Annotated in this window: 13 protein-coding genes and 1 riboswitch; of the genes, 1 reads left to right on the plus strand and 12 read right to left on the minus strand. The window is 39.5% G+C overall.

Going from position 1 to position 14,019, the window contains the following annotated elements; genetic code table 11:
• Window positions 1-56: 56 nt before the first annotated feature.
• Window positions 57-178: riboswitch (FMN riboswitch) on the minus strand.
• A gap of 65 nt (window positions 179-243) precedes the next feature.
• The 9 genes from ACYVQZ_RS01010 to dnaE all read right to left on the minus strand — a co-directional run bounded on the left by ACYVQZ_RS01010 (window position 244) and on the right by dnaE (window position 10,725).
• Window positions 244-954 (minus strand): pseudouridine synthase, encoded by a 711-nt coding sequence (locus tag ACYVQZ_RS01010; protein WP_461239540.1) that lies wholly within the window; start codon window positions 952-954, stop codon window positions 244-246.
• Window positions 926-1,537: an SMC-Scp complex subunit ScpB gene (gene scpB, locus ACYVQZ_RS01015; protein ID WP_461239541.1), complete on the minus strand. Its 612-nt coding sequence runs from the start codon at window positions 1,535-1,537 to the stop codon at window positions 926-928. The genes ACYVQZ_RS01010 and scpB overlap by 29 nt, the downstream gene beginning before the upstream one ends.
• Complete coding sequence (locus ACYVQZ_RS01020; RefSeq protein ID WP_461239542.1) at window positions 1,515-2,312, minus strand: segregation and condensation protein A; 798 nt, start codon at window positions 2,310-2,312, stop codon at window positions 1,515-1,517. Before ACYVQZ_RS01020 ends, scpB begins: the two co-directional genes overlap by 23 nt.
• Window positions 2,302-2,664 carry a reductase gene (locus ACYVQZ_RS01025; protein WP_461239543.1) on the minus strand — a complete coding sequence of 121 codons (363 nt, stop codon included), beginning with the start codon at window positions 2,662-2,664 and terminating at the stop codon, window positions 2,302-2,304. Before ACYVQZ_RS01025 ends, ACYVQZ_RS01020 begins: the two co-directional genes overlap by 11 nt.
• Before the next feature lie 38 nt (window positions 2,665-2,702).
• Window positions 2,703-3,590: a site-specific tyrosine recombinase XerD gene (gene xerD / locus ACYVQZ_RS01030; protein ID WP_461239716.1), complete on the minus strand. Its 888-nt coding sequence runs from the start codon at window positions 3,588-3,590 to the stop codon at window positions 2,703-2,705.
• A 21-nt stretch (window positions 3,591-3,611) separates the two neighbouring features.
• Window positions 3,612-4,487 carry a CvfB family protein gene (locus ACYVQZ_RS01035; RefSeq protein WP_461239544.1) on the minus strand — a complete coding sequence of 292 codons (876 nt, stop codon included), beginning with the start codon at window positions 4,485-4,487 and terminating at the stop codon, window positions 3,612-3,614.
• Between the two features lie 177 nt (window positions 4,488-4,664).
• On the minus strand, window positions 4,665-6,419 hold the full coding sequence (gene pyk / locus ACYVQZ_RS01040) for a pyruvate kinase (protein WP_461239545.1): 1,755 nt from the start codon (window positions 6,417-6,419) through the stop codon (window positions 4,665-4,667).
• A 223-nt stretch (window positions 6,420-6,642) separates the two neighbouring features.
• Window positions 6,643-7,359, minus strand: coding sequence for a transaldolase family protein (locus ACYVQZ_RS01045; protein WP_461239546.1), 717 nt, complete (start codon window positions 7,357-7,359; stop codon window positions 6,643-6,645).
• Window positions 7,360-7,365: 6 nt separating this feature from the next.
• Entirely contained in the window at window positions 7,366-10,725 is a 3,360-nt protein-coding gene (gene dnaE / locus ACYVQZ_RS01050) for a DNA polymerase III subunit alpha (RefSeq protein WP_461239547.1), read from the minus strand.
• A gap of 278 nt (window positions 10,726-11,003) precedes the next feature.
• On the opposite strand from dnaE, the gene ACYVQZ_RS01055 reads away from it, so the two are divergent.
• Window positions 11,004-11,189, plus strand: a complete 186-nt coding sequence (locus tag ACYVQZ_RS01055) for a YjzD family protein (RefSeq protein ID WP_461239548.1) — start codon at window positions 11,004-11,006, stop codon at window positions 11,187-11,189.
• Between the two features lie 51 nt (window positions 11,190-11,240).
• On the opposite strand, the gene pepT is transcribed toward ACYVQZ_RS01055, so the two are convergent.
• Genes pepT through ACYVQZ_RS01070 form a run of 3 tightly spaced genes read right to left on the minus strand, consistent with a single transcriptional unit; the run spans window position 11,241 to window position 13,985 of the window.
• Window positions 11,241-12,473, minus strand: coding sequence for a peptidase T (gene pepT, locus ACYVQZ_RS01060; protein WP_461239549.1), 1,233 nt, complete (start codon window positions 12,471-12,473; stop codon window positions 11,241-11,243).
• 4 nt (window positions 12,474-12,477) lie between these two features.
• A complete protein-coding gene (locus ACYVQZ_RS01065) occupies window positions 12,478-13,293 on the minus strand; it encodes a Nif3-like dinuclear metal center hexameric protein (protein ID WP_461239550.1) in 816 nt (271 codons plus the stop codon).
• Window positions 13,290-13,985 (minus strand): tRNA (adenine(22)-N(1))-methyltransferase, encoded by a 696-nt coding sequence (locus ACYVQZ_RS01070; protein ID WP_461239551.1) that lies wholly within the window; start codon window positions 13,983-13,985, stop codon window positions 13,290-13,292. The genes ACYVQZ_RS01065 and ACYVQZ_RS01070 overlap by 4 nt, the downstream gene beginning before the upstream one ends.
• Window positions 13,986-14,019: the final 34 nt, after the last annotated feature.

Consider the following 14,019-nt stretch of genomic DNA (forward strand, 5'->3'; position numbering starts at 1 on the left):
GCAGACCAATAAAAAAACCGCAAATCAAAAAGATTTACGGTTGCAATTTATCAGCCAAAAATCTTCTTTATACCAGACTTTACTGTCGGCACCTGGAATTCCACCAGATTCAACTGCTAAATGCAGGTCGCGGGCTATCACCGCCGGTCGGGAATTACACCCTGCCCTGAAGACGAACCTATTTATTTTTTACTAGCACAATGTAAGTATATCACGGAATTAAGTTGTGTCAAAGATTTGTTTTTAATCCTTTAGTCGTTTGATTTCTTCTTGTTTCAACCGACGCCATTTGCCTGGTTGCAAGCCTTGCACGTTTAAAATACCATCACTTTCTCGGTGCAATTTCAGCACGTCGTGACCAATTTTTTGAAACATATTTTTAACTTGATGATTGCGACCTTCATGAATCACAATTCTGACAATGGCTGTCTTTTTTTGACGATCTACTTCTAACAACTTTGTTTTCGCTGGTTTCGTTTTATGACCGTCAATCATGACACCCAATCGCAATTGCTTCAATTCGTCATTATTAGGAATTCCTTTAATTTTAGCAATGTAGCTTTTTTCCACTTCAAATTTAGGATGCGTCATCTGATTGGCCAATTCACCATCGTTAGTTAACAGTAGGGCACCGGTCGTATCATAATCTAAGCGTCCTACTGGATAAACACGGGTTGTCACTTCTGGAGCTAACACATCAACGACCGTTTTTCGGCCTTTTTCATCATGCGCGCTCGAAATAACCCCACGTGGTTTATTTAATAAATAATATTCAAGACGCTGTTTTTCAAGTGGCACTCCGTCAACTTCAATTTCGTCAGTGCGACTCACTTTTGTGCCGAGTTGCGTAATGACTTCGCCATTAACCTTGACGTGGCCACTTTCAATTAATTTTTCTGAGGCTCGTCGGGACGCAACACCGGCTTCAGCCATTATTTTCTGTAGTCGTTCCATTATGTTCTCCATTTTTCCGATTTTCAAAAGCTTGTAAGAATAAATCTCCCGATAATTCTTGTGGATCGATTTCTGATTGTTCACTCAATGGTGGCAATTGGTCTAAGGCAGTCAAGCCAAAATAGTCTAAGAAATAGTTACTTGTAGCATACAAAAACGGTCTTCCCGGTGCATCTAGGCGTCCTTTTTCCTCGATTAAATTTCGCAAAATTAATTTTTGGATCGAAGCCGAACTTTGTACCCCACGAATATCATCAATTTCAATGCGCGTAATTGGTTGACGATAGGCAATTATTGCCAAAACTTCCAACAGTGCCGGTGATAATGGTGTGGTTAATGGCACTTCGAAATAACGTTTAATTAAGGATGCCAACTCTTTTTTAGTTGCTAGCCGATACGTTGAATCACTATTCAATAAAATCAGAGCACTATCTGCATCTGCTTCATACTTGGACGCTAAGTTTTCCAACATTAATGTAATGGCTGGCCGCATAAAACCAGTAATATTTTCTAGGTCGGTCAATGAAATACCTTCATCGCCACTAATAAATAATAAACTTTCAATCTGTTCCAAATTGGTCATGCGCATATTCCTCACTTTGGGGACCAGAATCAAGGGTTAAATCACCAAATAATGTCGACTGAGCGACAACGATTGCTTGGTGTTTTGCTAACTCTAACACCGCCAAAAACGTAGTGACGAGGTCATCTAGTAAAATCTGACCCGTAAATAACTCCTCAAACAATACCGGTCCGTGTTTCACCGTCATAAACACTTGTTTGATCTTTTCTGCAATGCTGACTTGTTCGCTTTGAACTGTCTGATTAACCACCGTATTGTATTGCTGGCGTTTCAAAACTTTACTAAATGCCTGTTGTAATTGTTCCAGTGTTAAACCTGGCGCTAATTTGCTACCCGTTACACCGGCTGGAATGCTGGCCGCTTGCCGGGTAAATTCTTGCTGACGATCATGTTCTTTTTGTTTTAATTCAACCGCCGCTTTTTTATAGCGTTGATATTCCAATAACTGATCAACTAGCTCTTGTCTTGGATCAACAGGTTCTTCTTGCTGATCATCCAGCTCCAGTGGCTCATCATCAGTCGGCAACAACAATTTACTTTTAATGGCCATTAATGTGGCCGCCATCACCAGATAATCACCAGCCACTTCTAATTGGTGATCTTGCATCTGATGAAGATAGGCTAAATATTGTTCCGTGATGGCACTAATTTGAATATCATAAATATCCATTTCAGAACTTCTGATCAAATGGAGTAATAAATCCAGTGGCCCCTCAAAATCACTGACTTTAATTTTAGGCTGCGATACAAGTGTAAAATCTTCATTATTTGCCATAATGAGTGCGCCCCCAGTTCGTAATCAGTGGCTGCGTGGCCAACGTGCCCATCATTTTTTTGGTCGGTGCTAAATTAGAAATTGCGGACAACAAGGCAAAAATATTGCGACCTGTTCTTTCAGCCGGTGTAAACGACAAGCGTTGCACTAAAATATAGTGTTCACCAGTTTCAATACAGACGACGCCAGTAAAGTGTTCATCTTCACTACGCCATAGGTATAGAGCCCGGTCTTCGCCAGAGGTGTACCAATTCATTTCAGCTTTTAGGCGTTTGATATTTTTTAACTCTGGGACAAATGACAAAAGTCCCATCGTAATTTTTTCATAGTCATCTCTGTACTTAATCAGCACTACTTTGTGTCCTCCAATTTAGTTACCTTTGTATTATATCATGCTCGCGGATGATATTTCTGATAAACCTCAGTCAACCGCTTTTGTGAAATATGGGTGTAGATCTGCGTCGTTGAAATATCGGAATGCCCAAGTAATTCTTGAACAACTCTTAAATCGGCGCCATTTTCTAAAATGTGAGTGGCAAAAGAGTGGCGCAACGTATGCGGGGTCACGTTTTTGGTAATGCCTGCAGCCTGCACATACTGTTTCAAATTCTTCCAAATACCTTGGCGACTCAGATGACGGCCATGAGCATTTAAAAAAACATAGGGACTATGCTGTTGTTTCAATAGTTTGGGTCTAACTTCTTGAAGATAGCGTGTTAACCACTTGACCGCCACATCACCGATCGGAATAATCCGCTCCTTGTCCCCTTTTCCTAAAGGTTGAATCAAGCCCATTTCTAAGTGCAATTCATCAAGCGTCAAGTTAACCAGTTCGCTCACCCGTAGTCCTGTTGCATACATCACTTCTAAAATAGCGCGATCACGAACCCCTAATGTTTTTTGTAAATCTGGTGCGTGCAATAATGTTTCAACTTCATTTTTTGTTAACACCTGCGGTAAATGATGTCCCGTTTTAGGAGGATCAACATGGAGCATTGGATCATTGCTGATTTGGTCCATGTCCACCAGATACGCAAAAAAACGTCGCAAAGTCGAAACAACATGACTAATAGACGTTTTTGCCTTATTGGCGTCTTGTAAACTTGCTAAATAATTTAAAATAACATATCGGTCAACAGCTTGTAGGTCAGTGATTTTTTGCTGCGCCAAATAAGCAGCAAAAGCCAGCAGGTCCTGCCGATAGCTAACGATCGTATTATTAACTAGACCACGTTCGACTTTTAGATAATGTAAATAATCATTAATTTGATCTTGAATCAAATGATTCACATCCCCTGCCTAATCTTGACTTGCTAACAAGATCAACTTGCCATCTTCTTGTTTAACGAGTCGCTGCTTTAACAAATGACCAATGGCCCGTTTGAACTGTCCTTTACTGATCCCGAAAATTTCACGAATCGTGTCGGGATCTGTTTTATCCGTGTAAGGTAATTCACCATTTTGACTGTGCTCTAACATTGCTAATAACATTTGTGCATCTTCACCAATAGCTTCATAGGCACGTGGTTTCATGGATAGATTTAAAATTCCGTAATCAGAAATACCAATCACCCGAACCTTAACATGTTCACCCAGTCGTGGTTCTTGATCGCGTTCACTTGGATGGATAAAGCCTAACTCATAGGTATCCGTTAAGACGAGTGTGCCCGCCATCTTTAGCCGATAAACCGTCGCAAACATGTCTCGATTTTTAAAACTAGCATCTGCACGATTGCTAATTGCATCATAAATACCTTCGTCGGCGAGGATCCCCCATAGCCGATCTTTATGATCGACCGTCAAACTAATTAATAATCGATCACCTTTTTGAGGCCATAGTTCCTTTAGCGTCGGTAAGTCATCAATGGAAACGACAATATCTTTATTCGGTAACCCAATATCTACGAACACGCCTAAATCACGACGAACGGCCACTACAGTCCCATAATCATAATGATCCACTGAAATAGTCGGAATTTTAGTGGTGAGTTGTAACTGATGATCTTCATTCTCATAGGCAAACCCTTTTACCTGGCCACCAATATGCAGTGTTTCTTGGTAATCAGTTTTGGCCAATTGAAACGTTTGTCCATTTTTATCATGTTGGACAAAGTAATACTTTTCGTTTTCATCCGTCATTACGGCGGTTATCACGCGACCTAATATGTCATTCATTTTATATTCCTCATTTTCTTTACTGACAATCATTTTACACGTCTACCTTGGTTTTGCAAAGATTGTGCGGTGAATGAAAAAGCTAATTTTCATTTTAGACAATACTATGTAAAAGGGAGACTGTGGCGAATCGTCACGGTCTCCCTTCTTAATTCAGATAATTTTTTCAATTATTTTTTAAACGTTTGCTGAGCCTTTGTAAACAGAACCATTGCGAGCATCAACTGTTACTTGTTGGCCATTACCAATTTTAGTCGTAGCCTCTTTAGCGCCTACAACAACTGGAATACCCATTGAAATGCCCACAACAGCGGCGTGTGACGTTAAACCGCCATTTTCAACGACTAGCGCACTAGCTTTTTCAATGGCTGGTAAAAAGTCTTTATCGGTTGTCTTAGCCACTAGGACACTGCCTTCAGTGACATTGGCAATTGCATCGCTAGCTGAATCAACAACGACGGCGTTACCGACAACAGATTGATCCCCCACACCTTGGCCTTGAACAAGCTTTGAACCAATTAATTGAACACGCATCAAGTTAGTTGTACCGCGTTCGCCAACTGGAACACCAGCAGTAATAATGATTTGTTCGCCTTCTTTAGCAAAGCCTAATTCGACAGCTTGTTGTGCTGCTAAATCAAACATATCATCTGTGTTTGATGGCTTGTCAACAATATATGGTTGAACGCCCCAGTTAATCATTAATCCACGTTGTGTTCGTTCATCAAAAGTTAATGCCAGAATGTCAGCATTAGGACGATACTTAGAAATCATACGAGCTGTGTAACCAGAATTAGTGGCCGCAACAATTGTGTGAATGCCTAAAGCCTTGGCTGTACGAGCAACAGCTGAACCAATTGATTCAGTGACGTCTGAAGTATTGAAATCAAATGTTTCAGTACCAAAATCTTCAAGACGATCTTCTGACTTCATGTCAATGCGATTCATTGTGGCAACGGCTTCAACTGGATAGTCACCGTTGGCACTTTCACCAGAAAGCATCGTTGCATCTGTACCATCAAAGACGGCATTGGCAACGTCTGAAGCTTCAGCACGGGTTGGACGTGGGTTTTCTTGCATTGAATCTAACATTTGAGTAGCAGTGATCACTGGCTTGCCAATCAAGTTACATTTTCTAATCAATGATTTTTGCACCAACGGTACATTTTCTGCCGGAATTTCGACACCCATGTCACCACGAGCAACCATCAAACCATCGGAAACTTTTAAAATTTCATCAAAGTTGTCGATACCTTCTTGAGATTCAATCTTGGGAAAGATTTGAACATGTTCCATATGCTTTTCTTCAAGTAATTCACGAATATCCATCACGTCTTGAGGTTTACGCACAAATGAAGCTGCAATAAAGTTAATTTCGTTATCTAAACCAAAACGAATATCACTAGCATCTTTTTCAGTAATCCCTGGAAGATTAATTGAAACACCTGGTGCATTGACCCCTTTACGTGAGCCAAGTAGTCCATGATTTTGAACGGTACATACTAATTCTTTTTTGGCTTCATCCTTTTGGTCAATTAACATGTCAATTAAACCATCATCAAATAAGACGTGGCCACCTTCGTGAACATCGTCAAACAAACCAGGATATGTCACAGCGATTTTTTCTTTTGTTCCTTCAATAGAGTCATCCATTGAGATGCGAACTTGATCGCCAATATTATATTCAATTTTACCTTCTTTTTGAACTGTGGTTCTGATTTCAGCGCCCTTTGTATCAAGCATGATACCAACGGTTTTACCAGTAATTTCTTCCGCTTTGTGGACGTTTGTCATCCGACCTAAATGTTCTTCATGGTCGCCATGAGAAAAGTTAAAACGAAAAATGTTTGCTCCAGCATTAATCAATTTAACAATTGTATCCACGTCAGTACTAGCGGGACCAAGTGTACTTACAATCTTGGTTTTTTTCATAAGTAAAATCTCTCCTTTAGCGTAATCTGAATAGTTCGGGAAATTCCCTTTTTCATACAGGAAACATTCTAACACTTTTAAAAATTATTGTCTGCTGATTTTTTCTTTTTTTATAAATGAAAGCGGCTTCATAGAGCCTTTTTGACGATCCTTTGCCCCAATGAAGTCGCTTTTATTTAACTATTTTTATTAATTAAAAATTAATTTTAATAATAAGTTGAAATTAATCTAAAATACTAAATCCTAATTCAGTTATATCCTTATCGAATCCCTTAACGGTATCAAGGGAAACTTGCAGTGGACTTTTGCCCACTTTTGCTAGTTTAGCTAAAATCGTTGGTGGCACAGTAATGATATCTACTCCTGCCGCTTGCGCCTGATAAACATTATAAACTTCACGCGTTGAAGCCCACAACAATTTGGCTTTTGGATGGGCATTGGTCAATTTAACACTTTCAGTAACAAAACTTTCTGAATCGTTACCAGCATCAGCAACTCGGCCCACAAAAATTGAAATGATTGAGTCGGTATTGTCGTCAACTGCAGCCAATGCTTCTTTCACTTGGTCAATTGTGGCAATTGCTGTCACGTTTACTTTCACACCAGCATGAGATAGTTCATGAATTAAATCAGCATTACTATCACCATTTGCTAATAAGACTGGAATTTTAACAAAAACATCTGGGCTTAAGGCGGAAATGGTCTTGGCTTCTTTTAACATTGTATCTTTATCATGACCGAACACCTCAAAAGAAATGCTGTAGCCTGGGAATTCACTTAAAACTTGTTTGGCAAATGCCATATAGTTAGTGATGCCCGCTTTTTTCATTAACGATGGGTTAGTAGTAAAGCCCGTCACATAATCGTGTTTAGCGACCTCACGCATGTCGTCAATAATTGCTCCGTCTGAATATACTTCAATATCAAATTTAGGTTCCATTGTCTGTCAATCCTTTCGTAGGGGAAGTTTTTGTAATACTACATTTTGAGAGCCAATAATTGTTGCTAATTGATGCTTTAATGTTTGATCATCACTCAGCCAAAATTCTTTTTCTAACATAATCTTTTGATCAGTAGTTGGATAAAATAAAACAACTGGCACTTGACCTGAATGTTGTTTTAAAAAGTTTCGTAATCGCTGATCAACCTCGTTTTGCTGATGATGCTCGTCAATTCTTAATACCCAGCGTTGTTTTGCTGGTCGCTGAATTTTTTGTGACGCCACTTTGGCGTCAACAATCTTTTTGGCAACCACCTGCAAGCCTCGATTTGTTTCTACTTGACCATTAATCAATAGGACTTTGTTTTTAACAAGTAACTCAGCTACCTGCTTATACAAATTTGGAAAAACAGTCACATCAATGGCTGAAGTTTGATCACTACCAGAGACAAACGCCATTTGATCACCGCGTTTGGTACGAATCGTTTTCACATGGTTTACAAATAATAAAATTGTCACGGTCTGATTTGCTTGCAGTGTTGCAATTTGACTAACTTGCTGTCTGTCAGCCAACAGCTGATATTGACTAACTGGATGACCTGATAAGTAGGCACCCAAATATTGTTCTTCAAACGACAAGCGTTGTTCAAGTGAAAATTCCGAACGTGGTTCAATCGTTGGCGCCAGTTCTTCAAATAAACTAAGCGATGCACCGGTGAGTTCGATACTATCTAATAACTTAGGTAATGCTTCAATTAATTCAGCACGATTATAACCTAAGCCATCAAAAGCTCCGGTATAAATCAAAGGTTCCAGATAATCAGGCTTGCGCCATTTGACATCAATTCGTTGTATAAAATTGGTAAGATTTTTAAATGAACCATTGGCTTCACGCTCCTGCAAAATTTCTTGCACAAAATCGCGACGCAACCCTTTAATGCTACTAAAGCCAAAGATAATTTGCTGATCCACCGTTACGAACTGCGCCTGACTGTGGTTAATTTGTGGTCCGACCACTTGTACACCATGTTGTTTGGCTTCCACTAAGTAAATCTTAATTTTAGCTGGATTATTAGTCACCGAATTAAGCAATGATGGAAAAAAGCACTCCGGAAAGTGAACTTTTAAATAAGCCATTTCAAACGCCATTTTAGAATAAGCCACCGCATGCGAGCGATTAAACCCGTAATTTGCAAAACGATCGATATAATCAAACACTTGCTCAGCAACCTGATGAGCGTAGCCATTTTGCTCAGCACCTGTCACAAATTTTGACCGCATCTTTTCCATCGTTGCTGTTTTCTTTTTACTCATTGCGCGCCGTAATAAATCGGCTTCGCCTAATGAGAAACCGGCCATTTGTGAAGCAACTTGCATGACCTGTTCTTGATAAACCAATATTCCATAGGTTGGTTTTAAAATGGGTTCTAATGAGCTATCTGGATATTCAATGGGTTCTTGACCATTTTTTCGTTTGATAAATTGATCAATATTTTCCATAGGTCCCGGACGATACAGTGCGTTAACCGCCACAATCAATTCGAAATTATCTGGATGCAGATTGCGCAACACATTTTTAATTCCACTCGATTCAAACTGAAACACACCATTTGTGTCACCTGCTTGAAATAAGCCAAGCGTTTGCGGGTCTTCCAAATTGATTTGTTTAATATCAAACTGTTGACCTTTTTGATGAATTAACTTCAGCGTGCGATCCATAATCGTTAGATTACGAAGCCCTAAGAAATCCATCTTTAACAACCCTAGTGCCTCAACAGTATCCTTAGGAAACTGCGTCATTAACAATCCATCGCTACCATCCTGTAGTGGCACAATTTGATCCAGCGGCTGGTCAGACAAGACTATTCCCGCAGCATGTGTCGAATAATGTCTTGGAAGCCCTTCCAATCTTAAAGCTGTTTGAAACAGTAATTGATTGGTCTGATTATCTTTCACCATATTTTGCAACCGCTGCGAATCTTGGTAGGCCTGTTGTAATGAAATATGCAATTGATTTGGAATTGCTTTACTCCAAGCTGCCTGGGCAGTGGTTGTTAGGCCAAACACTCGACCAACATCACGAATAACTTGTTTAGCCGCTAAGGTCCCAAACGTAATAATTTGCGCTACTCGATCATGACCATATTTATTGTGCACATATTGCAACACTTCTTCACGACGATTATCTGGAATATCCAAATCAATATCAGGCATTTGGGCTCTTTGTGGATTTAAAAAGCGTTCAAACAACAATTGATACCTTAAGGGATCGACATCCGTAATTGACAGTGCGTAAGCCACTAATGACCCAGCAGCAGATCCTCGTCCAGGTCCGGTGGTAATCTTCGCTTGATGGGCAAACTGCATCACATCAGCAATAATCAAAAAATAATCGTCAAAGCCCATTTCATGAATGGTGTTTAACTCCGTTTTTAACCGTTGTTGATATGCGGTCAATGCCACGTTCGGCGCCATTTGTTTGTGGCGAAGTCCATCAATGCATAACTGTTTCAAATATTGTGCTGATGATAAGTTCTGATCATTAACAAAATGAGGCAAGACTGGTGCTTTAAATTCAAATTGCACATTGCAATGATCACTCACCCACTGTGTTTGAAAAACAGCTTCGTCCAACTGCACTTTTTCATAATCGGTCATGACTTCTTGCATTGGTTTTAACCAATGGGTTCCTTTTTGGTCAGCCAATGCTAATGGGTGATTGAATTTGTCACCCCGATCAATCGACCGTAAGACCTCTAATGCAAAATGATCCTCGCTGTTTAAATAACCAACTCGATTCATTGCCACCAACTTAATTGCTTGTTGCTCACTAAAATCAACTAATGTTGCGCGTAAAATTGTATCCAGCTGCGTATTAATGGCAATAAGTAGGCTGTCAGCATCACAGGCCTTTTTTAGTAGTTGAATATACTTGATAGCATCAGCCTGCTGCCCATTTTTCAGCAGTGTCATAAATTCACCGTTCGCTGGTAATATCACAAATAGATGAGGTAATAGCGATAATAAGCTGGTGAGATCAAGTGATGTATTAGGTTGCTTTGTTTGATAGGCCGTTGATAACCGCATTAGGTTCTGGTAACCTTGCTGATCTTTTGCTAGCAATACAATTGGAAAAGTAGTATCGCTAGTTAATCCAGCAGTTTCTAACGTTAATCCAATAATTGGATGAATTCCTGCTTTTGTTGCAGCATTATAAAAATCAACTGCGCCATATAACACATTCATATCCGTCAATGCCAGTGACTGATACCCACGTTGCTTGGCCTCTTGTACTAGTTCGGTTATGGTAGTTGTACTTTGCAATAGACTATAGGTACTTAATACCTGCAAAGACACAAAATTCATCGCAATCATCCTCTCAAAATGATTATACCAAAAACCGCCTCCATCTCTTCATTTTTAAAATTATTAAAAAGGTATACCAATCAGATTAGATTTGTTATACCAAATTCAATACTGAAGTTTATTGCTTTAATTGTCAAGGATTTTATGGAATATTTACAAATTTACCAATTTTATCAATTAATCTATACCAATCATTTTAAATGTTTTTGCAGAATTATTTTAACCACTCTTCTAGAAAATGTGATACACTTGAGTCTGTAAAACGTGAGGTGAATGAAATGCAATGGCTAATTAAAAATATTGTTGTCTTGTTTTGGGCCTTTTTACTTGGTGAAGTATTAGGTTACATTGGTGGTCAACTTCAAGGCGCAACTGCTGACCCAACGCAGATGGGTATTGTCGCTATGGTTACTGCATTCATCGCAGTTAATGCGATTACTGCAATTAGTAAAAAAGCGAATTAATCAACTTAAACAAAAAAACGACCGTGAAAGTCCCACTTTCACGGTCGTTTTTTATTGCTGACTATTTAATTCACTAATTTTCAATAAGACATCGACAGCCTGTTCCATCACTTGCAGTGACACAAATTCAAATCGTGAATGCATATTTTCTCCACCAGCAAATAAATTAGGGGTTGGTAGCCCCATAAATGAAATTTTTGAACCATCCGTTCCGCCCCTAACGGGATATATATCAGGTTTAATGCCGAGTGCCTCCATGGCCTGTTTTGCCAATGTCACAACCTCAAAATGATTCTCAATAACTTCTTTCATATTGTAGTATTGATCAGTTAATGTCAGTTCAATTCTGGGTGTCGCAAACTGATCATTTAGCATTGCCAAAATTTTGGCGATTGTTTGCTTCCGATACTCAAACTGCTGGCGATCATGATCACGAATAATATAATTCATCGTTGCGTGATCAACATTACCTGTCAATTTGTCCAAGTGGTAAAACCCTTCACGACCCTCAGTTAATTCAGGACGGTCATGTTCTGGCAATTGATTATGCAGATCGATTGCCAGTTGTAAGGCATTAACCATAACGCCCTTTGCAGTAGCCGTATGAACTTCCTTACCTTGAATTTCAATACGCGCCTGCGCTGCATTAAAAGTTTCATACTCTAGTTCGCCAAGTGGTCCACCATCGACTGTATAGGCAAAATCAGCATCAAAATCTGCTACATCAAAATGATCTGCCCCCGTCCCGATTTCTTCGTCTGGTCCAAAGCCAATCTGGATGGTTCCATGTTTGATTTCTGGGTGAGCTAGTAGATACTGCACCATCGTTATGATTTCGGCAACACCTGCTTTATCATCTGCACCCAACAATGTAGTTCCATCAGTGGTAATTAACGTCTGTCCTCTATAGTTTTCTAACGCTGGAAATTCATCCCTGGTTAGTTTAAATGTTTCATTTAATTGAATTTCACTCTGACCATCGTAATTTTCGATAATTTGTGGATTAACATTATGAGCATTAAAGTCGGCTGTATCAATATGGGCAATCAAGCCAATCTTCGGTACATCAAATGCTAAGTTACTGGGAAGAGTTGCCAAAACATAGCCATTTTTTTCATGAATTCGCACGTTCGTGAGCCCTAGATTTTGAAGTTCATCACACAAATTTTGCGCAAATTTAGTTTCTAACGGACTCGAAGGAATCGTTTGAGATGTTTCATCTGAACGTGTTTCCTGTTTAACATATTTTAAAAATCGTGGTAAAAGTTGTGGATACTTTGACATAACGTCACCTCGTTATAAATTCAAATGGATCTGTGTTAAGTTGTGATTCACTCACTTGGATGCCCCAGTTAAACCTGACGTTCCATTCTTGAAATAATGCACGCAGTTTAGGTTTACAAATTTGTTCAATATGATGACCTGGGTCGACAACAGTTAGGTGATGGGCAATCATATCATGACCCACGTGATACGATACATCTCCCGTAACATAAGCATCTGCTCCTTGTTTAAGTGCATCTAAATAAAATTCGCCACCAGCGCCGCCTAAAATAGCTACCTTGCTTATCTCTTTTTTGTTGCCATCATCAATCAGTCGAACACCTGTGACACCGAACCGTTCTCGACAATAATTGGCAAATTCATGTGGGGTAAATGCCTGATCCAATTGACCAATTCGCCCCATGCCATAACGTTCACCGCTCACGGGATCACTACCACCATCTAATAAAGGTTGAACTTGTGTTATGCCTAATTGTTCAGCTAGCCAGTCATTCATGCCACCATTGGCATTATCCAGGTTCGTATGAGCACCATAGACAACTATATTATGTTTAATTAATTGTGCATACATCGCATTTTGTGGATCTGTTAAGTTCAAATTTTTGGCTGGATGAAAAATCATTGGATGATGAGCAAAAATAAAATCAACTTTTTGTTCAATTGCCTCATCTACCACTTCAGGGCGAACATCTAGCGTAGTCATCACCGTTTTCACTTCTCGATTTGGATCACCAAGTTGTAATCCAACTGGATCGTGTTCCCACGCAATCTTGGGTGATGCAAATAATTCAAATTGATCAATTAAATCTTGTGCAATCATGCAATCATCTCCTTAATTTCACTAATTTGCTTCTCAAAATCTTGTATCTTACTAGCCGGCATTTGCTGGGCCTTTTTCATTTCTGCTAAAGAATGCTCAAGTCGTTGCAAAGCCAGTTTCCATTTTTCAATAAAGATTGATGTTTTTGCTTGCAACAAGAATGGACCAAATTTAAGCTCTCTTTCTGAATAATGCACACTACCTTTAATGCGTTTTGCCACTATAACCTCATAGATGTGATCGTCTTCCTTTACAATTCGTTCTGCGTCAATTTTAAAGTGATGTTCCATTAGCCAGGTTCTCACGAGCATCTCACCCACATTTGGTTGCAAAATGAGCTGTTTAATACCTACTAAACTAGTTTCTCCAGTCGATAAAATATGGGTGATTAGTGCACCACCCATTCCAGCAATCGTCACAGTATCGATTTGATCTTCAGTGTTTATTGCTGCTAACCCGTCAGCTAGTCGTGGCATAACTTGTTCTTTAACCTGTGCTTGTTCGATCTCATGTTGGGCATTTTCGTATGGTCCACGGACAACTTCCCCCGCCACGGCATATTTTATTTGTTTAGTTAAAACTAGGTTAACTGGTAAATAAGCATGATCAGACCCGATATCTGCTAAACGGGCGCCAAACGGGACATAGGCTGCCACCGTCGCCAGTCGATCTGATAAATGATGTGCATCCATGTTGTTCCTCTCTCTCGTGTAAAAATCATTTAAT

Source organism: Paucilactobacillus salsurae, from assembly GCF_054784995.1.

Coding starts and splice junctions, on each gene's coding strand:
- ACYVQZ_RS01010 (WP_461239540.1), bottom strand. CDS start 954: ATGGAACGACTACAGAAAATAATGGCTGAAGCCGGTGTTGCGTCCCGA.
- ACYVQZ_RS01045 (WP_461239546.1), bottom strand. CDS start 7,359: ATGGAACCTAAATTTGATATTGAAGTATATTCAGACGGAGCAATTATT.
- ACYVQZ_RS01020 (WP_461239542.1), bottom strand. CDS start 2,312: ATGGCAAATAATGAAGATTTTACACTTGTATCGCAGCCTAAAATTAAA.
- ACYVQZ_RS01070 (WP_461239551.1), bottom strand. CDS start 13,985: ATGGATGCACATCATTTATCAGATCGACTGGCGACGGTGGCAGCCTAT.
- dnaE (WP_461239547.1), bottom strand. CDS start 10,725: ATGAATTTTGTGTCTTTGCAGGTATTAAGTACCTATAGTCTATTGCAA.
- pyk (WP_461239545.1), bottom strand. CDS start 6,419: ATGAAAAAAACCAAGATTGTAAGTACACTTGGTCCCGCTAGTACTGAC.
- ACYVQZ_RS01065 (WP_461239550.1), bottom strand. CDS start 13,293: ATGATTGCACAAGATTTAATTGATCAATTTGAATTATTTGCATCACCC.
- ACYVQZ_RS01035 (WP_461239544.1), bottom strand. CDS start 4,487: ATGAATGACATATTAGGTCGCGTGATAACCGCCGTAATGACGGATGAA.
- scpB (WP_461239541.1), bottom strand. CDS start 1,537: ATGACCAATTTGGAACAGATTGAAAGTTTATTATTTATTAGTGGCGAT.
- pepT (WP_461239549.1), bottom strand. CDS start 12,473: ATGTCAAAGTATCCACAACTTTTACCACGATTTTTAAAATATGTTAAA.
- ACYVQZ_RS01055 (WP_461239548.1), top strand. CDS start 11,004: ATGCAATGGCTAATTAAAAATATTGTTGTCTTGTTTTGGGCCTTTTTA.